The following is a 17,982-nucleotide window of genomic DNA, read 5'->3' on the forward strand; positions in this document are numbered from 1 at the left end:
GCCGCGGTGAGCTTTGATGGATCGCATCAGAACGTCCCCTGCAACGTGCCTAGATGTCCTCTTCGCAGCAGAGGCACTTGGGCTTCGCGTCACCACCGCCCATGGCGATGATGGGCCCCTGGATGACAGGGAATGGAGGCGTGTTCTTGTCGTTGTGAAGCATTAGATCGAAGGCTCGCGCGACGTTCTTGCCCTCGAACTTCACGTCAAAGGAGAAGTTGACGAACTCGGCCTTGCCCTGGGTCTTGCTCGAGACGACACCGCCCCCTGCCGTGCCCGCCTCATCACCCGAGCTGGTGCCGAAGTTCGAGTCCTTCACGCACACTGGGTTGCCTGCCACGGATACCCTCTTGGTGCCCTTCGCGGTGTCCGAGGATTTCGCCACATTGGGATAAGGAATGGGGACGGGCCCGGCTGGGCTGGGAGTCTTGCAAAGGTCCGGGAATGCGGTGGTGACGCCACCGCTGTCCTTGGTGACCACAGACCTCTTGTTGACACCGGTGTTGATGGGCATGTCGACCCCCAAAGGGGACAAAGATTACCACGCCGAATTCACGTGGTGCAAATGCCGGCCCCTTACTGTGTCCAGCGGACGGCGAATGGAATTGATTCGCCCCGAGGACACTGACGAAGATGACGGCGGTGTGCGACATGACGGAAGTGAGGCGGCCGTGATTCCCGCGGCGCATCAGGACTTTCGTAACGATTGGTCCGAAAGACGGGTACGATTCAACTGTGCGGCGCGTGTTGCCGATGAGAAGGTGAGCGCTTGATGGTGATGGTACGGACCTGCATGGCTTGAGCTGGCATCGTCGAGTGATTTTGGGTCGCCCATCGCTTGGTGCGAGATTGACAAGGCCGCGCCGCAGAGTCCTCAAGGGAATCATGAGTCATTCAGAGGAACGTGACGCGCGCAGCACCGAGGAACTCATCCAGGCGGCCCTCGCGGGGGACGAGGATGATGAGGGAGCCTGGGAGGCCATCTGGACGCTGCGCCGGCGGGGAACGCGCACCGAGCTGGATGCTGCGCTCCAGTTGTTGGGCTCTCCCTCTGCTCGCGCGAGGGGGTGCGGGGTAGACATCCTGGCCCAATTGGGAGCGGCGCAGCCCACGTTCTCGGCAGAGCGGGGCGATGCCCTGTTGGACCTCCTGCGCCGGGAACAGGAGCCTGCGGTTCTCTGCTCGATAGGCGTTGCACTGGGGCATCTCAGGGAGCCCCGTGCGCTGTCTGTCCTTCTTGATCTGGCGAATCACCCCTCGGCCGAGGCTCGCTATGGCGCGACGCATGGCCTGTCCGTCTTGGAATCTCCCGAAGCGCTCGCGGTCCTCATCCGGCTCTCGGCCGATCAGGACCGCGACGTCCGGGACTGGGCGACCTTCAGCCTGGGTTCGCTTCGGGAGGACCTCGACACGCCGGAGCTGCGGGATGCGCTCGCGGCGCGCCTTCACGAGGAGGATTCAGAAACCTTCGGAGAGGCTCTCGTGGGCCTGGCGACTCGCAAGGACCCTCGTGCGGTCGAACCTGCACGCGCTGCGCTCGGTGGGGGCCGGGTGACGGTCTATGTGCTCGAGGCTGCCTCGGCGCTTGGCGAGCCGAGCTTCTATCCCTTGCTGATTGCCCTTCGCGATTCACGAGCGCCAGCGGATGAACACTTCCGGAGCGTTCTGGATGAAGTCATTGCCCAGTTCGAGCGAGGAACACAGACCTGAAAACGGGCACTTCGCTTCACGCTGTCACGTGCTCTTGCTGGCGATGGGCTGGAGCAGCACTGCTCTCGCGTCCACGTTGAGCACCTGGACGCCGCCGGGCAGGGGGACGAGCGGGACGTCCCAGTGGCTGTGCCCGCAGATGATGAGCAGGTCGTTCCAGGGCGCCACTGCTTCGCGGATGAACGCGTTCCCTGGGAGTGACTGCTCGGGCGCGTCCGGTCCTTCGTGGAGGACGAGCACCTGGGGCTCCTGGAGCAGCACGGACTCAATGCGCTCCAGTTGGGCGGACTGCTCGCGGCGGTTGGTCTTGTCCGGTCTCCCAATGATGTAGCTCACGCCGCCCACGCGAAGCCCATCCAATTCCGCGAGGTCTCCGTCCAACACGTGGGCGCGTGACTTGTGGCGGAAACGCTCGAAGCCACCCGGCTCGCCGAACATGTCGTGGTTGCCTGCCACCCCGGCCACCCAGCGGAAGGACTCCGTGAAGGCATTCCAGACCGAGCGCACGTCCCCGCTGGCGCCGCGCTTGTCTGCCAGGTCATTGGAGTACAGGTCGCCCGCGAGAAGGACTCCGGTGTTGCTCGCGAGCGGGAGTTCTCCGGCCGCACCCTGCATTGCCACCTCATCGGCGAGGAACTCTCCCAGCAGCGTTGCGGCGCCGTCGTGGTGTGCGCTGGTCGCCATCCCCTGGAGGTCCGAGGTGGCGAGCACAGCCTCCACTCCCGGAGGGAGGGCGTCCACCCAGCCTCGCAACAAGGGAAGCCGCTCCACCCGAGTGCCTCCACGGGGCGCGGCGTTCAGGTAGCGCCATTCCAAGAATGGCGTGGTCTCCAAAGAAAGGATTCGCATGCGCCGTGGACGACGCGTCTGTCCTCGACTGACCGGAGGACTCAGCCCAGGCCGAGCCGAGCGAGGGTGACTTCGCGGACGCGAGGAATCCGGAAGCGGAACATGAACGCATCCGAGAAGTAGTGCGCCAGCACGATGGCGTTCGTGACGATGACGCCCAGCGACCACAGCGGTTGTTGCCGGAGCAGGAACTCCGTCGCCGCGCCGTTCGTGCTCCGGTCCACCAAGGGGATGAACGGGCTGTTCGCCACGCCCACCAGGATGATGGGCAGCATCACGAGCATCATGGCCGCCCAGACGCCTGTGCCGCGCAGCCTCGCATCGGACTCCTTCGCCGTGGGCTCCATCATCCGCCCCGTGAGGAAGAAGTACTCGAGCCCATGGATGCCCGCGCTCAGGATGGCGCCCCACGTGGGCCACACGAGGTACACCGCGACCACCGACGCGTGCCCCAACACATACAGGCGGCGCGGACCGCTGGTGCCACCGGGGCCTCTCATCGCGTTCAGCAGCCCGCCCACGAAGACAACCCACGCCGCCAGCAGGACCCACGTCGTCGCGTAGGGGAGGCTGCCACCCTCGGCCTGCCCGATGTTCACCATGGGCGCCGAGCCCTTCGCTCCCGACAGCGGCACCGCCAACGAGCGCGCCATCATCAGGAGCAGCGCCACGGGGACGAAGTTTCGCTGCATGCGGCGCTCGGCCTCGGAGAGGGGTGGGGCTCCGGCGGTGCGGGCTCGCAGGCCGTGCAAGGCCCAGATGCCCTTCACCTGGGACAACGTGTGGTGCACCGCCAGGATGTGGATGGTCGCCGCGAGCATCAGGTCCAGGCGAGGCGCGTGCTCGCCCGCGTACCAGAGCAGCGAGGCTGTGAGCACGAACACGACCGTGGCTCCACCCACCAGGAGCCGAGGCTGCGTGGGCGTCGTGTGCAACAGCTCGCGCCGCGTGCCCAGCAGCAGGAATGTGAGGATGACGTGCGTGCCATTGAGCAGCACGTACTGCGAGGTCCACTGTCCGATGGCTCGCGAGAAGCCCAGTGGCCCTTCACCTGTGAGCTTCGCCAGCCACACGCAGAAGAGTGTCAGCAGCGCGGGCAGGAGCAACAGGCTGACGTCCATTCGCGGCGAGAACAGCCACAGTCCGGAGAAGCGCACGGACGCGGGGGCTGCGGGCTCGCGGAGGGCCGGGGCGGGGATGGACGAGGACATGCGCGCCCCATCATAGACGACAACGAGCCCCTCACGGGCCTGGCACGAAGAGGCTCTGGTACTTCGCCCACGTGGTCCGGTCCGGCGGCAGCACGTTGCGCCAGTACTGCACCATGAGGAAGCACTGGAGCAGCACCAGCCCCACCGTCAGTCCGCCCACGATGGCGCGAGCCGACGGACGGCGCAGGCTCGTGAACAGGCCCGCGAGTCCCAGGGCGAACAGCGCGCTGGCCTCCGTGTACGCGCGATGCCCGAAGCTGCCGCCGTAGGGCCAGTGCCACCAGCTCGCCACCAGGAACGTGTGCAGGAGGAAGAAGAGGAACACCGGCAGCACGTAGGGCTCCAATTGCTCACGCGCCTTGCCGAAACCCACCACCGCGAACAGCCACACGGGGGCCCAGAAGAAGAGCCCCTTGCGCACGCTGAACAGCACCGGCAGCACCTGCGGATGGTCGAAGCGGAACCCGTAGCCGCGATACGAGTAGACCAGCCACGCCCCCGTCACGAAGTGCCAGTACGCAATCAGGACGCCCACCACGGCGAGGAACGCGAGCGATGCCAGCGCCACCTGCCACATGTTCGCGCGAAAGAACGCCAATCGCGCTCGCTGCGTCGCCCCATCCACCACGCCGTACAACGGGACGAGCAGCAGCACCACGGCGTTGGGATTGCGCACCAGGACGATGAACCCCGCTACCAATCCCAGCACCACCGAGCGCCGCGCCGTGGGTTCGCGATACCACTCGGGCAGCACGACGAGCAGCGCCGCGAACAGCGCGAACGAGTAGACGTGGCTGAAGATGGCGTCGTACGTGCCGTAGTGGAACAGGTTGGTGCCCAGCGTCACCGCCGCCAGCGTCGCGAGCACCACGCCCGGCGAGAACAGCGCTGACAGCGCTCGCCGAAGCAGGGCCAACCCCACCAGCAAGGCCAGCCATCCATTGAGGGCCGCCATGACCTGATAGGGCGTGGAGAAACCATCCGGCACGCCCCCGGTCACGGAGGCATAGGCATGCGCGAGCAGGAACGCGGGCAGCATGAGCAGCGCCTGTCCCGGCGGGAACCGGTTCAGGTATCGCCCCGTGCGAGGGTCCTCCGTCAGGCCGATGTTGGGGTCCCAGTTCTCGCCCCACTCGGCGACTTCGGTGCGCATCGACAGGTCGTGCTGCACGAAGACCGCGGGCAGGTACAGGTAGTGCCCGTATCCATCCGAGCGGATGGGCTCCAGCTCCGGATGGGCTCGGTAGAACACGCCCATCGCGAGCAGTCCGAGCAGACCCACCACGGGAATGAACCCGTCCAACGCGCGTGCGAAACCTGGCCGGGAGAGTGGCGGTGCGGAGACCGCGGGGGAAGGCGTCATGGGGCGCGGCCACTATAGCCAGCCACCCGCGAGCCTGGATGACATGCCGCGTCTTGGATTTTCCATGGACGGAGCGTGTTATGTCAGCGGAGCGCGAGGCGCTGGCCGGAGTGAGCCGCACGCACGAGGCGAACATGCGGTTCCCCATGGCAGGGTGGTGCGCGGGCCTCCTCTCCGGATTGCTCGTCGCTGCTCCCGCGCGGGCTGAATTCGGCAAGCGTTCGGACGACTCGAAGTCCGAGAAGCGCACCCATGAGGCCACCGCGATAGGAACCGAGTCGGACGATGAGCCCGCCAAGATGGCTCATCGCGAGACGGTGTCCTCGGACGAGGATGTCGTCGAACCCGTCCGTGACGATGACGACGGGGGTGGCGGCGACATCGGCAGTGCGATCGCCGGCTTCATGGTCGAGCTGCTGGTGCGCAACCTCGTCTTCATCATCGCGCAGTCCGGGAATCACCCGTCGGTGTCACCGAACGGCGAGCTGCCCGCGGGCGTCATCTCGGATCAGCGCCATGCCGCTCCCATCTCCGTGCGGATGGGGGCCCAGGCCCTGATTCTGTCGCGGCAGGGCAAGGGGGCCGACTACTTCCTGGGCGTGGATGGGCGTTACTTCGGCGTGGACGCGCGGCTCATCCGTCTCTTCCTGAACGCGGAGGACGGCGGGAGCGGCTCGGACCCCATCTCCGTCTCAGAGGTCCATGTCGCGTGGGCGTTGGTGGCCATCCCGCAGGCGCGGTTGCGCGCCGAGGCGGGTGTGAGCACCGCGCATGGCGCGGATGCGACCTTCATCGGGCCCAGCGTGGGGTTCTCCTTCGAGGGCTGCGTCGTGGGGCCGCTCGACTTGGAGGCTCGGGCGCAGGCGACGCCCTTCCCGCATCGCCAGGTAGATGGCGAGGCCGGGCTCGCGCTGCATGCCGGAGGGTTGGTGCTTCGCGGTGGCGTGCGCGGCCTCTTCCTCGATGACGCGGGGAAGGTGGACGGTGTCGCGCACCGCGAGCGACTGTTCGGCCCCTACCTCGGACTGGGCTTCACGTTCTGAAGCCCTCGCCCGACGCGGGGTGCGACTACTTCTCCTTCGAGGCGATCTTCCGCAGCGCCTTCTGGTCGCGCACGCAGAGGATGCGGCCCACGTTGCCCAGCACGCCCTCGCGCTTCATCTCGTTGATGAGCGTGGACACGAACGAGCGCGAGGCGCCCACCAGGTCCGCGAGGTCTTGCTGGGTGATGCCGCGCAGGTCCGTCTCGCCGCCGTGCGGGCAGCGCTCGCCGTGGGCTTCCACCAGCGTGAGGAGCGTGTCCGCCAGCCGCGCGGGCACTTCCTTGAAGGTCAGGCCCAGCACGCGCTTGCGCAGGGCACGCACGCGCTCGGCGTAGGCGCGGACCACGTCCACCGCGAGGGCGGGGCGGGCCTCGAGCTGCGCGCGGAAGTCGCGGCCCTCGATGCTCCAGACCTCGGCCTCACCCGCGGCGATGGCCATCTCCTCGATGGGCGTGCCCTCGGGGCGGAACAGCTCGCCGAACAGGTCACCCGGGCGAAGGATGGACACCACCGAGCGGGTGCCATTCTTCCCGATGCGCATCAGGCGCACGCGGCCGGACTTCAGCAGGTAGACGCGGTCCGTGTTGTCGCCGGGCCGGTAGATGGTCGAGTTGTGCGGGAACGACTCGACCTTGAAGTACCCCTTGAAGTCGATGGCCTCCTGACCGGGAACCAGCTTGTTCGCGGTCACCATCATCCCGGAGCTGGTCGCTTGCAGCGGCGCCACGACATTGGAACCGATGGGGCCCAGAGGGCGGTTGAATCCGTGCATGGCATTCACTCCTGAGAATGGGGGAAAGGCAGCCCGCCAACTCGCTGGCCGGCGAATGGGAAGTGCCTTCTCCAAGGAATGTGCCAAGCGGATTGAAAGTGCTGCCGAGGGAACACATCCAGGAATGGCGGGTACTTAGCGCTACAGCCCCGGATCTCCCTCATTTCCGTGTCCAAAACCTGAAACAGAACGTTCAAACAGTCTGATCAGATTGAACGAAATGTTCAATCGCTGGGCCGGACTGTCGAAGGGGGGACAGTGTTCAGCAGGTAGCCATCAGGGGGACGGCGGCACCTGGGGCCCCTGGCTCTGTGCAAGGCCGTACTTCTGCAGCTTGCGCTCCAGGGTGGGGCGACTGATTCCAAGAATCTGGCAGGTGCGACCCTTGTGGCCCTTGGTGACGGCCATCGCGCGGGCGATGAGCTGTCGTTCCGCCTCTTCCAGCGTGGGGATCAGGCTCACATCATCCACGGCGGGGGCGGCGAACATGGGGGCCGCGAGGCGGCCGGGCTCGGGCGGGGTGGTGGGCTCCAGCGTGGGCAGGTCGTCGCCGCGCAGGACGTCGCCGGGAGCGAGCACCACGGCGCGGGTGAGCACGTTCTCCAGCTCGCGCACGTTGCCGCGCCAGGGCAGCAGGGTGAGGCGCTCCATGACCTCGGTGGGCACGCGGGTGACGCGCTTGTGCACCTTCTCGTTGATGCGCTCGAGCAGGTGCTTCACCAGGAGGGGGATGTCCTCGCGCCGCTCGCGCAAGGGCGGAATCTGGAGGGTGATGACCTTGAGGCGTTGATAGAGGTCCTCGCGGAAGCGGTTCTGCTCCACCTCTTCGGCGAGCGTGCGGTGCGTGGCGGCGATGACGCGCGCGCGCAGCTTGATGCGTTTGACGCCGCCCACGCGCTCGAACTCGCGCTCCTGGAGGACGCGCAGCAGCTTGGACTGGAGCATGAGCGACATGTCTCCAATCTCGTCGAGGAAGACGGTGCCTTCCTCGGCCACCTCGAACTTGCCGGGCTTGCCGGCGGTGGCGCCGGTGAAGGCGCCCTTCTCGTGGCCGAACAGCTCGCTCTCCAGCAGCGTGTCCACGATGGCCGAGCAGTTGATGCCGATGAACGGCCGCGCCTCGTCGTAGGAGTAGTTGTGGATGACGCGTGCGATGAGCTCCTTGCCGGTGCCGCTCTCGCCGGTAATCAGCACCGTGGCGGCGCTGCTCGTCACCTTGCCAATCTGTTTGACGAGCTGCTGCATGGAGCCGCTGGTGCCGACGATGTCGCCCAGGCGCACGGCGGCGTTCTCGCGGTTGACCTCATCCGCGCGGCGCGAGAGCTGCCGGTACTCCAGCGCGCGCTCCACCACGAGGTCGAGCGCGGCGGGGTCCGGGAACGGCTTGTGGATGTAGTCGAACGCACCGGCCTTCATGGCCCGGATGGTCGTCTCCATGTCGTGGTAGGCGGTGACGAGGATGATGCGCGCGTCGCCGCACAGGCCTTTCATCTCCTCGATGATCTCCAGGCCCGTGCGGTCCGGGAGCATCATGTCGAGGATGACCACGCTGGGCAGGCACTCCTGCGCGGCCGTCAGCCCCGCCGACGCGCTGGTTGCCGTGACGACCTGATAGCGCGGCTGCCCGTCCTGCTCGATGTCCTCGAAATGCATCGTGAGGGTTTCGAGCAGTGAGACGTCGTCGTCGACGATGAGGAGGGTCTCCATGGGCGGTTCAAGCGGCGAAGGTCAGCGTGAACACCATCCCCGGCTCCGCGCCTCCCTCGGCACTCACATCTCCGCCCTGGCTCATCATCACGCGGCGCAGCGCCGCCAGGGACAGGCCGGCTCCGCGCGCCAGTCGGGAGCCGAAGGGCTCGAAGAGGGAGCCTCGCTCCTCGGGGGGCAGGGCGGCGGCGGGGTCCTTGAGCACCATGAGCACGCGGCCGGGTCCACCCTGGCGCAGCGACACGTGCATGCGGCTGTCCTCCGGTTGGCCCATGGCCACGTTGAGCAGCACCTGCGCGAGCACGGGCCGCAGCCGCGAGCCATCCATCCGAACACGAGGCAGGTCCGGCTCCTCGTCCACCTCCAGCTCGATGCGGCGCTCGGCCAGTTCGGGGGCCACCATGGCGTTTGCCTCCTGGAGCACCGTGCGCAGGGGCTGTGCCTCGAAGTTGGGCGTGGTGTCGCGGCCGTACTCGGACAGGAGCCACAGCATGCGCTCCATGGTGCGGATCTCCCGGTTGGCGATGGTGAGGCGCCGCCGGTCGCGGTCCCCCAGCGTGGTGTTCCGGGCCAGCGTCTGCACGGCCATCTTCACGGAGGACAAGGGGTTGCGGATCTCGTGGCTGAGCGAGGAGGACAGCCGTGAGATTTGAACGGGCGGGGCGCCCTCCAGCACCGTGCCCAGGTCCATCACGCCCGCGCTGGCCTCACCCTCCAGCACGCCCAGCACCAGGCGGAGGAAGGAGGGCTCCTGCTCGCCCAGGTGCGTGGCGGCGAACTCCACGGCGCCGCGGTCCTCACGGGCGCGAGCGTCCAGCTCGCGGGCGCGCTCGGCGCTCACGCCCAGCGCCACGTGGAGCGGACGGTCCAGCAAGTCTGCGCTGGTACGGCGCAGCACGGTGGTGGTGTCGCCCTCGGCGCGCGTTACCCGCAGACCTGGGGACCAGGCGAGCCGTGCGACCTGAAGGAGGTGGGAGTTCATTGGTGGGTCTGGAACATACCGAGTAAGCTTCCTCGCTGTCCCCATGTCTGGATCCACGCGTTTCCCGAAGAACCTTGTGGCTGCCCTCTTGTTCCTGTCGGGGTCGACCGCACTGGTATACGAATTGGTTTGGTCCAAGTACCTCGGGAATGTGCTGGGGAACAGCGGACAAGCCCATGCCGTTGTCCTGGCTACGTTCATGGGCGGGCTGGCCCTGGGGGCATCTGTCTTCGGGCGGACAGCGGACCGGGTGAAGAGCCCCCTGGCCCTGTACGGACTGCTCGAACTCGGAGTCGGCCTCTATGCGCTGGCGTTCCCCTCGGTGCTGCGCGCGCTGGGGGCGCTCTGGCTCGCGGTGGCGCCCAGCGTGCCCGAGGGCCTGCGGGCCGGACCTCGGCTCCTCGTGGCGGCGCTGTCGCTGGTGGTGCCCACGCTGCTGATGGGCGGCACGCTGCCCGCGCTGGTGCGGCACTTCGCGGCGAGCCTCGCGGGAGTGAGGCGTGAGCTGGCGCGGCTGTACGCGGTCAACAGCCTGGGCGCGGCGGTGGGCGCGTTCGTGGCGGGCACGCGGCTGGTGCCAGTCATTGGCCTGTCCGCCTCGGCCACGCTGGCCGCGGGCCTCAACATCCTATTGGCGCTGGCCGCGCTGGCCCTGGCTCGCACCACGCCTCCCGCGCTGCGGCCGGGAGAGTCGGCACCGAGTTCGGAAGGGGACACCGAGGTCGCCTATCCACGGACGGCGGTGCGCGCCGCGCTGGTGGGCGTGCTGCTGTCTGGCTTCACGTCGATGCTGTACCAGGTGACGTGGATCCGCCTGCTGTCCATCGTGCTGGGCGCATCCACGTATGCCTTCACGCTCATCCTCACCGCGTTCATCCTGGGCATTGGCCTGGGCAGCTTCTGGCTGATGATGCGCCGCGAGGGCGTGGACTCGCTGCGCCTGTTCGGGCGGATGCAGGTGGCGCTGGTGGTGAGCGTCTGCGTGGCGCTGCCGCTGTATGTGCGGCTGCCGCACCTGTTCCGCCAGGCGCAGTGGATGCTGTCGCGTTCCATCGACACGTGGCCGGTGTTCCAGGTGCTCACCTTCGCGTTCTGCTGCGCGGTGCTGCTCGCGCCCACGTTCTTCATGGGCGCGGCGTTCCCGGCTGTCGCTCGCGTGGCCACGGCCAAGGTGTCCGAGGTGGGGCGCCAGTTGGGCGGCGTCTACCTGTGGAACACGGTGGGCACCATCACCGGCTCCGCGCTGGGCGGGCTGTTGCTCATGCCGTGGTGGGGCATGGAGGGCAACTTCGTCGCGGGCGTGGTGGCGAACCTGATCGCCGCGGGGCTGGCCTACGGGGCCGCGCCCGGAGCGAAGGTGGACGCCGCGCGCGTGGGCGGGCCGGGACGTGCGCTGTGGCCGGTGGCCGCGACGGCGGTGCTGGCGGTCGTCGTGCTGGGGAGCATGCACGGATGGCCGGTGCGGCTGAGCGCCATCGCCGCCATCCGCGTGCACCAGAGGCCGCCTGAGAGCTACGCGAAGCTGGTGGCGGACACCGAGCGCGACATCCGCCCCGTCTTCTACCGCGACGACACGTTCGCCACGGTCCTGGTGGGCGACTATCCGCCCGACCACCTGCGCTTCATGAAGCTCAACGGCAAGGTGGATGCCTCCAACGGCAGCGACGTGGAGACGCAGGTGGTGGCCGGGCACCTGGGCGTGCTGCTGCATCCGCGCGACCCCAAGAACGTGCTGCTCGTCGGCGCGGGCGCCGCCATCACCGCGGGCAGCGTGCTGGCCCATCCCATCGAGCGGCTGGACATGGTGGAGATCTCCCCCGCGGTCATCGACGCCGCGCGCCTCTTCAAGGCGGACAATCGCAACGCGGTGGATGATCCGCGCACGCACGTGCACATCGATGACGCCAAGACGTTCATGGCGCTCGCCCCGCGCAAGTACGACCTCGTGGTGAGCGTGCCCTCCAACCCGTGGGTCGCGGGCGTGTCCGGGCTGTTCACGCGGGACTTCTTCCAGACGGTGGATCAGCACCTCTCGGACGACGGCGTGCTGGTGCAGTGGATCCACACCTACGAGAGCAACGAAGAACTCATCAAGCTGGTCATCCGGACCCTGCGCGACACCTTCCCGCATGCAACGACATGGCTGGGCCCGCAGGACCTCATCCTGGTGGCGAGCCGCAAGCCCATCACCTTCGACGCCGCGCGCGTGGCCGAGCGGATGGGCCGTCCCGAGCCGAAGGCCGACCTGGACCGCGTGGACATCCGCGACGTCTTCGCGCTGCTGTCCAAGCAGGTGCACAGCGAGGCAGGTCAGCTGGAGTTCGCGGGGCCGGGGCCCATCAACACGGATGATCACAACCTCCTCGAGTACGCCTCGCCCATCGCCTTCTTCGTGGGCAACCTGGACGTGCGCGTGAAGGACGAGCGGCGCGCGCCGGATGGCGGCCCTCGCCTGTTCATCCACGACTACGTGCGCGAGCACCCGCCCACCGCCGAGCAGGTGGCGGGGCTGGCGCGCAACATCGAGCGGTTCCACGCCGCGAATGATCCGTTGGTGCGGGGCGTGGCCACGCTCTGGCGCTCGCTCGCACCGGACAGCCGTGATGCGGCCGTGGCGCTGAGCAAGGCCGCGCTGGCCCAGCAGGACCTCACCCTGGCCGCCTCGCTGCTCTTGCCGGAAGTGGAGAAGGGGGGCCGCGAGCCCGAGCTGATCACGGCGTACCTGAAGCTCGTCGCGGCGCAGATCTGGGCTCAGCGCACCGTCTGGACGCCCCAGCACACCGCCGAGGCGGTGGCCCTGGGCCGTGAGGTCTCGCGCGCCCACCCGGAACATGCTCCACTCGCAGCGGCCCTGCGCACGCTCTGCGAGGCCCTGCCGTCCACGGCTTGCGCGCCCGCCGCGGAGCCCATCGCGGCTCCGTCAGGCCCCTGAAATGGCCTGCTCACCGGGCCGAGAGGGGTAACCGGCCCGGAATTCCTAGATTTCTCCCCATCCTCCCGATGACGGATGGAGGTGGAGGTGGGATCCCTCTACTGTGCGTTTCGAACCCTGGCAGCTCAGGGTGAGCAACTCCACCGCTTCAACCCGGGAGCTTCCATGAAGGCCCTCAGCAAGAAGACCCAGCTGCGCAAGTCGCGTGGTCAGGGTATGACCGAGTACATCATCATCGTTGCCCTCATCGCGATCGCCGCCATCGGCGTCATCACGCTGTTCGGCGACAACATCCGCAAGCTGTTCGGTGCCTCGGCCGCGGCCCTCGCCGGCGAGGACAACGTGGACAACACGGGTCAGAAGTCCAACGACACGCTGAACAAGAAGACCATGAAGGACTTCGGTCACAACAACACCTACTGATTTCTCAGGTGTTCGTTGCATGAATGGCAGGTGCCTCTCTCGAGGTACCTGCCATTTCCGTTTGGGGCCATGGCGCGCGAGGTGACGGCTAGGATGCGTGCCTTGTGAGCGCGCCCGTCCCCGATGCCCTCGTCTCGTTGAATCGCCGCCTCTGGCTGTATCGCGGGCTGGTGGTCGTGCTGTCGCTGTCGCTGCTGGGCGTGCTCGGCGCCGTGCGGCGAGCCATGGCGACCGCGCCGGATCCGGACGTGGAAGTGTTCGACGTGCCGGCGCGCTTCGAGGCCCTGGCTCGGCACAACCCAGGCGCGGCGGATGTCTCGGAGACGTACTTCTACGGCGACAGCGCCACCGTGCATCTGCACGCCATGGGCAGGGGCCAGACGTGTCCTCTGCACATCCACCGAGGCACCCACGAGGCGACGGTGATTGCCGCGGGGCAGGCCCTCGTGCGGCAGGTGTGGGGACGGGATGATGCGCTCATCGAGCTCCGGTCGCCGAGGCGGCCCGGTGAGTTGATCGGCTCTCCGCCCTTCACGGGCCATGAGTGGCGCAATCCTTCGGCGGAGCAGTTCCTGGGCAACCTCGTCTTCGCCACGCCGCACTTCGACGGCAACCTCTACGTCGACGCGGATGACGCTCGGATGAAGCAGGGGCGTGAGCCCTTCGCCTTCGATCCGGACCTGTCGCTCGCGGCACTCCGCGCGAAGGGAGAAACGTCCCGCGAGGAGGCGCTGCCCGTGCTCGATGGGCACATGTCGAGCCTCCTGCTGGATGGAGGGGAGCGCGCGCTGACCGCCACGCCCGAGCAGCCCGTGGTGCTCTACGTGGCGCGGGGCACGGGGACGCTTGCTGCGCCGGAGGCTCGGCCCGTGAAGGTGGGCCAGCTCTGGGTGCTCCGGCGCGCGGCCCAGGTGCGCACCGAGGCGAGCGGCGGGCTGGTGCTCTACGTCTTTCGCCCGCCGTCCAGTCCGTCGCGCTGAGCGTCGCGACGGGGCATCACGGCGGCGTCGCGGTGGCGGCGCGCTCGCGAATCCAGAGCACGTACTCGCCATCGCGCGAGGCCTCGCGCCAGCCACCGCGCGTGCGCAGGTGGTCGAGCAGGATGTTGCCCGGATTCACCGTGTCCCAGACGAGGTAGTCCGGGTCATAGCGCGTGAGCACGTCCTCCCAGCCGGGCTCGGACCAGACGAGCCGCTCGTAGTCGTCGTGGATGGCCATGGGGAAGGGGTCATTCCGGCTGTCGATGAAGACCTTGTAGTCGGCGCCCGCGAAGTACGAGATGGGGCCGCCGATGACGAACCGGTTGAGCACCTTGCCGGGCGGCAGCTTGCGCAGCGCCTCGAAGACCTTCAGCGGAATGGTGGCGTGCCGCACCCCTGCTTCGATGGGCAGGGGCGTGCGCGCGTGCACCGTCACGAGCCCCGCGAGCACCACCGCTGGCCACACGTTTCCTCGCGCGGTTGCGCTCCAGGTGGCGACGCGACGATCCACTCCCTCCAGGATTCGGCGCAGGGCCGCGGGGAGGGCGAACTGTCGCTCGGACAGGGCCGCGTGCTCCAGGAGCGCGAGCCCGAGCAGCACGCCCGCGAAGGGCGCGTGTCGTTGCACCTTGAGCGCCGCGATGCCGAGCACCAGCGTGGGCAGCAGGCTGGCCACCTTGCGCGTGGGGGACTGACCCACGGCGAACAGGGTGGCGCCAAAGAGCGCGAGGTAGGCCCAGCTCGCGCCCATGTCCAGGTCGAGCGGTCGCCACTCGACGATGGTCTGCGTGGACGGCAGCACCGAGTGGTGCAGCGGGTAGAGGTAGATGGCCGTGCCATCAGGGCCCAGGCCCGCGGCCAGGAACATCGCCACGCAGAAGCCCAGGGCCTTCACGGAGCGCTTGCGCGACTCCGGAGTGGGGACGTCCAGCGCTTGCCCCACGGCCGTGGCGCCGAGCAGCGCGGGCCCTAGCAGCCAGCTCCCGTGCACGTTGGCCCACAGGACGCCCAGCACGGGGAAGGCCCACAGGACGCGGTCATTGCCACCGCGCCAGGCCAGCACGGCCATCACCGCGAACGCGAAGAGGAGGTGACCCAGGTGGTAGGGGCGCTCCTGGGGCCAGGTGGGGGACTGCACCGCGAGCATCGCCACGAGCGTGGCCACCGCGAGCAACCCGCGCGGTCCCGATGCGGCGCGACCCAGCGCGGCCCACAGTACGAGCACGTTGGCGGCGACCAGCCCGGCGACGAAGAGCGCGGGGCCCGCGGCGCCCAGCAGCTTGACGAGGAGGACGCACGCGACCCCGAAGCCCCACTCATGAGGCACCCAGCCCGCAGTGCCAGTGAGGCTGAAGGGATCCACTCGCGTGAAGCCGTGCTCCAACACGAAGCGGCCGCCCGCGAGGTGGAAGAACAGGTCGTAGTTCTTGAGGGGCGACAGCCCGAGCTTCGTGACGAGCCAGAGCGCCAGGAGTGCCGCCGGCCCGGGGAGGAGAAGGAACCGCTTCCGCATGTGGGCGCAGGCTACCGCGCCCGAGGTGTCCGGAAGAAGGCGGCATGTATCCGGAGCCACCAACCGGGCACGACGTGACCCACCCCACGAAAGGCCGCCCCCACCTGCGCGAGTCGATATTTCCCTGGGGGGCCCATGCTAAGACGCGAGCGTCCATGGAAGGCCGCCTGTTGCTGAAGAACTGCGCCGTGTTCCGCGCAGATGGTCGTGTCCGTACCGGCATGGCCGTGGTGGTGGAGGGAGGCCTCATCCGCCGCGTGGCGCCCGATGCCGAGGTGCCCGTGCTGCCCGGAGACTGGGAGGTGGCCTGTCGAGGGCGCCTCGTCGCGCCCGGGCTGGTGGATTGTCACTCGCACCTCGTGAATGGCCAGCTGTTGCCTCCCAACGGCGACTTCCTGCTGCGGCTGCCGCGATCGCGCCTGGGCCGGATGCGCCACGTGGCGGCGCACGTCACCGCCGAGGACGTGGAGGCGCTCACTCGCTTCGCCGCGGCGCGGGCCCTGCGCGAGGGCATCACCCTGGTGGTCGAGCACCTGGCGTGCCCCTCGGATGTGGCTGGAGCGCTGGCCGCGCAGGCACGTGCCGCGGAGCAACTGGGGCTGCGCCTGGTGACGGGCCACTCCACCCACAGCCTGGATGGGCCCGCCGCGGCCGAGGCGCAGCTGGAGGCCAACGCGGACTTCGCGCGCCGCTACCTGAAGCACCCGCTGGTGCGCGGCGTGCTGGGCTTCCATGCGTCCTACACCGCCGAGGACGCGCTGCTCACCCGGCTGGCTCGCCTGCGCGAGGAGCTGGGCGCGTTCACCCTGTTCCACCTCGCGGAGAGCGAGGACGACCTCACCACGACGTATGCGCAGTTCAGCCGCCGCGTGGTGCCTCGGCTCGAGTCGCTCGGGCTGTTGGGTCCGCACGCCATCGCGGGCTACGCGCGCGTGGTGGACAACGCCGACGCGGAGCGGCTCGCCGCGACGGAGACGTTCGTGGCCCTCACGCCTCGGGGAACGCGCACGCTGGAGCATGGCGGCGACCCGATGGAGGCCGTCCTGTCCAAGCTCCACCTGGTGGGCCTGGGGACGGGCGGGCACGGGACGCTGCAAGAGGAACTGCTCGCGGCCACGGTGGGGGTGTTGCACATCGCGCGCACTGGGCGGTTGCTGGATCCCGATAGCTCGCTGGCTCACCTGCTCGTCAGCGGGCCCGCCGAGCTGTGCACCCGAATCTTCGGCGCGCCGTCGGGCGCCGTGGAGGAGGGAGGGCTCGCGGACCTCGTCGTGTATGACGCTGTTCCTGCCGCGGACCCCGAGACGGGTTACTCGCCGCACCTGCTGGGACAGGTCGCGCACTCGCGCGTGGCGTGGACCATCGTGCACGGCCGGGTGTGCGTGCGCGAGGGCCAGCTCCTGGGCTCCGACTATGTGGAGCTGTCCCGTGCCGCGGCGGATGCGCTCGCGCGTGTGTGGACCCGGGCGCGGCTCCCGTCGTATGGCGGGGTATGAGCGCGCTTCCTCCCGCCCTCGCTGAGGTGCTTCGCGCGGCCCGTGCTCGACGCGGGCCTCTGCTGTCTGACTCGCGCACCTCCGCGTTTCGTCTGCTCAACGCTGGCGCGGATGGCGTGCCGGACGTGACTGCGGACGTGTTCGATGACCTGTGCGTGGTGAGCCTCTATCGGGACTTCTCGCCCGACGAAGAGGCGATGCTGCTCGACGCGGCGATGGAGGCCTGGGCGCCGCGCTCGCTGTACCTCAAGCGTCGTCCTCGAGAGGCGCGCGTGCTCGCCAATGTGGCGAAGGATGCGCTCGCGCCGGAGCAGGCCGCGCGGGGTGAGTCGCGCGAGTCGTGGGTGGCGAAGGAGGGGGGGCTGTCCTTCCTCATCCAGCCGGGGCAGGGGCTGTCGGTGGGCCTGTACCTGGACATGCGCGACACGCGAGCGTGGCTGCGCGCGCAGGCGCGCGGCCTCACGGTCCTCAACCTCTTCGCGTACACGTGCGCGTTCGGCGTGGCGGCCCTCGCGGGTGGCGCGACGCGCGCGCTCAACATCGACGCGAGCCGCCGCGTGCTGGAGTGGGGCGAGGAGAACGCGCGGCTCAACGGGCAGGCGGTGGACCGCTACGACTACATCGCGGGCGATGTCTTCGAGTGGCTCAAGCGATTGGCGAAGAAGGGCGAGACCTTCGACCTGGTGGTGTCGGATCCCCCGTCGTTCTCCACCACCAAGACGACCCGCTTCTCCGCCGCGCGCGACTACGCGCAGCTGGCTGAGTCCGCGGCTCGGCTGGTGGCACCGGGGGGACGGCTGGTCGCCTGCTGCAATCACGCGGGGCTGCCCTCGCGGCGCTTCGAGGCGATGGTCGCGGAGGGCGTGGCGCTCGCGGGACGGACGGGGCGAGGGGTGGGGGCGCTCGGTCCTTCCGCGTTGGACTTCCCCGCGCCCGCGGGCGAGGAACCCGCCTTGAAGGTTCACGTCGTCCAACTTCGTTAGCGCCGCCGGGCCGGGCGC

15 protein-coding genes are annotated in these 17,982 nt (G+C 68.6%); 7 read left to right on the forward strand and 8 right to left on the reverse strand.

Annotated elements, in window-relative coordinates; genetic code table 11:
* Window positions 1–49: 49 nt before the first annotated feature.
* Window positions 50–514, reverse strand: a complete 465-nt coding sequence (locus JGU66_14230; protein MBJ6761928.1) for a DUF4150 domain-containing protein — start codon at window positions 512–514, stop codon at window positions 50–52.
* Between the two features lie 371 nt (window positions 515–885).
* Here JGU66_14230 and JGU66_14235 point away from each other — a divergent pair, with 371 nt between their 5' ends.
* Complete coding sequence (locus tag JGU66_14235; GenBank protein MBJ6761929.1) at window positions 886–1,710, forward strand: HEAT repeat domain-containing protein; 825 nt, start codon at window positions 886–888, stop codon at window positions 1,708–1,710.
* A 24-nt stretch (window positions 1,711–1,734) separates the two neighbouring features.
* Here JGU66_14235 and JGU66_14240 read toward each other — a convergent pair whose 3' ends face one another.
* Genes JGU66_14240 through JGU66_14250 form a run of 3 tightly spaced genes read right to left on the reverse strand, consistent with a single transcriptional unit; the run spans window position 1,735 to window position 5,073 of the window.
* Entirely contained in the window at window positions 1,735–2,559 is an 825-nt protein-coding gene (locus JGU66_14240; protein ID MBJ6761930.1) for a metallophosphoesterase, read from the reverse strand.
* A 41-nt stretch (window positions 2,560–2,600) separates the two neighbouring features.
* On the reverse strand, window positions 2,601–3,770 hold the full coding sequence (locus JGU66_14245) for a hypothetical protein (GenBank protein MBJ6761931.1): 1,170 nt from the start codon (window positions 3,768–3,770) through the stop codon (window positions 2,601–2,603).
* Between the two features lie 31 nt (window positions 3,771–3,801).
* Window positions 3,802–5,073, reverse strand: a complete 1,272-nt coding sequence (locus tag JGU66_14250) for a hypothetical protein (protein MBJ6761932.1) — start codon at window positions 5,071–5,073, stop codon at window positions 3,802–3,804.
* Window positions 5,074–5,279: 206 nt separating this feature from the next.
* On the opposite strand from JGU66_14250, the gene JGU66_14255 reads away from it, so the two are divergent.
* The gene (locus JGU66_14255; GenBank protein ID MBJ6761933.1) at window positions 5,280–6,176 is read left to right on the forward strand and encodes a hypothetical protein; all 897 of its coding nucleotides are present in this window, start codon (window positions 5,280–5,282) and stop codon (window positions 6,174–6,176) included.
* A gap of 25 nt (window positions 6,177–6,201) precedes the next feature.
* Here JGU66_14255 and mrpC read toward each other — a convergent pair whose 3' ends face one another.
* From mrpC to JGU66_14270, 3 genes are all read right to left on the reverse strand, one after another.
* Complete coding sequence (gene mrpC, locus JGU66_14260; GenBank protein MBJ6761934.1) at window positions 6,202–6,948, reverse strand: Crp/Fnr family transcriptional regulator MrpC; 747 nt, start codon at window positions 6,946–6,948, stop codon at window positions 6,202–6,204.
* Between the two features lie 276 nt (window positions 6,949–7,224).
* Window positions 7,225–8,655 (reverse strand): sigma-54-dependent Fis family transcriptional regulator, encoded by a 1,431-nt coding sequence (locus JGU66_14265; GenBank protein MBJ6761935.1) that lies wholly within the window; start codon window positions 8,653–8,655, stop codon window positions 7,225–7,227.
* 7 nt (window positions 8,656–8,662) lie between these two features.
* A complete protein-coding gene (locus JGU66_14270; protein ID MBJ6761936.1) occupies window positions 8,663–9,637 on the reverse strand; it encodes a HAMP domain-containing histidine kinase in 975 nt (324 codons plus the stop codon).
* 43 nt (window positions 9,638–9,680) lie between these two features.
* Here JGU66_14270 and JGU66_14275 point away from each other — a divergent pair, with 43 nt between their 5' ends.
* The 3 genes from JGU66_14275 to JGU66_14285 all read left to right on the forward strand — a co-directional run bounded on the left by JGU66_14275 (window position 9,681) and on the right by JGU66_14285 (window position 13,972).
* Window positions 9,681–12,569 carry a fused MFS/spermidine synthase gene (locus JGU66_14275; protein ID MBJ6761937.1) on the forward strand — a complete coding sequence of 963 codons (2,889 nt, stop codon included), beginning with the start codon at window positions 9,681–9,683 and terminating at the stop codon, window positions 12,567–12,569.
* A 165-nt stretch (window positions 12,570–12,734) separates the two neighbouring features.
* The gene (locus JGU66_14280; GenBank protein ID MBJ6761938.1) at window positions 12,735–12,992 is read left to right on the forward strand and encodes a hypothetical protein; all 258 of its coding nucleotides are present in this window, start codon (window positions 12,735–12,737) and stop codon (window positions 12,990–12,992) included.
* Between the two features lie 104 nt (window positions 12,993–13,096).
* Window positions 13,097–13,972, forward strand: a complete 876-nt coding sequence (locus JGU66_14285) for a hypothetical protein (GenBank protein MBJ6761939.1) — start codon at window positions 13,097–13,099, stop codon at window positions 13,970–13,972.
* A 16-nt stretch (window positions 13,973–13,988) separates the two neighbouring features.
* On the opposite strand, the gene JGU66_14290 is transcribed toward JGU66_14285, so the two are convergent.
* Complete coding sequence (locus JGU66_14290) at window positions 13,989–15,485, reverse strand: hypothetical protein (GenBank protein ID MBJ6761940.1); 1,497 nt, start codon at window positions 15,483–15,485, stop codon at window positions 13,989–13,991.
* Window positions 15,486–15,640: 155 nt separating this feature from the next.
* Here JGU66_14290 and JGU66_14295 point away from each other — a divergent pair, with 155 nt between their 5' ends.
* A complete protein-coding gene (locus JGU66_14295; GenBank protein ID MBJ6761941.1) occupies window positions 15,641–16,981 on the forward strand; it encodes an amidohydrolase family protein in 1,341 nt (446 codons plus the stop codon).
* Window positions 16,978–17,964, forward strand: coding sequence for a class I SAM-dependent rRNA methyltransferase (locus tag JGU66_14300; GenBank protein MBJ6761942.1), 987 nt, complete (start codon window positions 16,978–16,980; stop codon window positions 17,962–17,964). The genes JGU66_14295 and JGU66_14300 overlap by 4 nt, the downstream gene beginning before the upstream one ends.
* The last annotated feature ends 18 nt before the right edge of the window (window positions 17,965–17,982 follow it).

The sequence above is a fragment of the Myxococcaceae bacterium JPH2 genome (genome assembly GCA_016458225.1).
Classification (GTDB): Bacteria; Myxococcota; Myxococcia; order Myxococcales; family Myxococcaceae; genus Citreicoccus.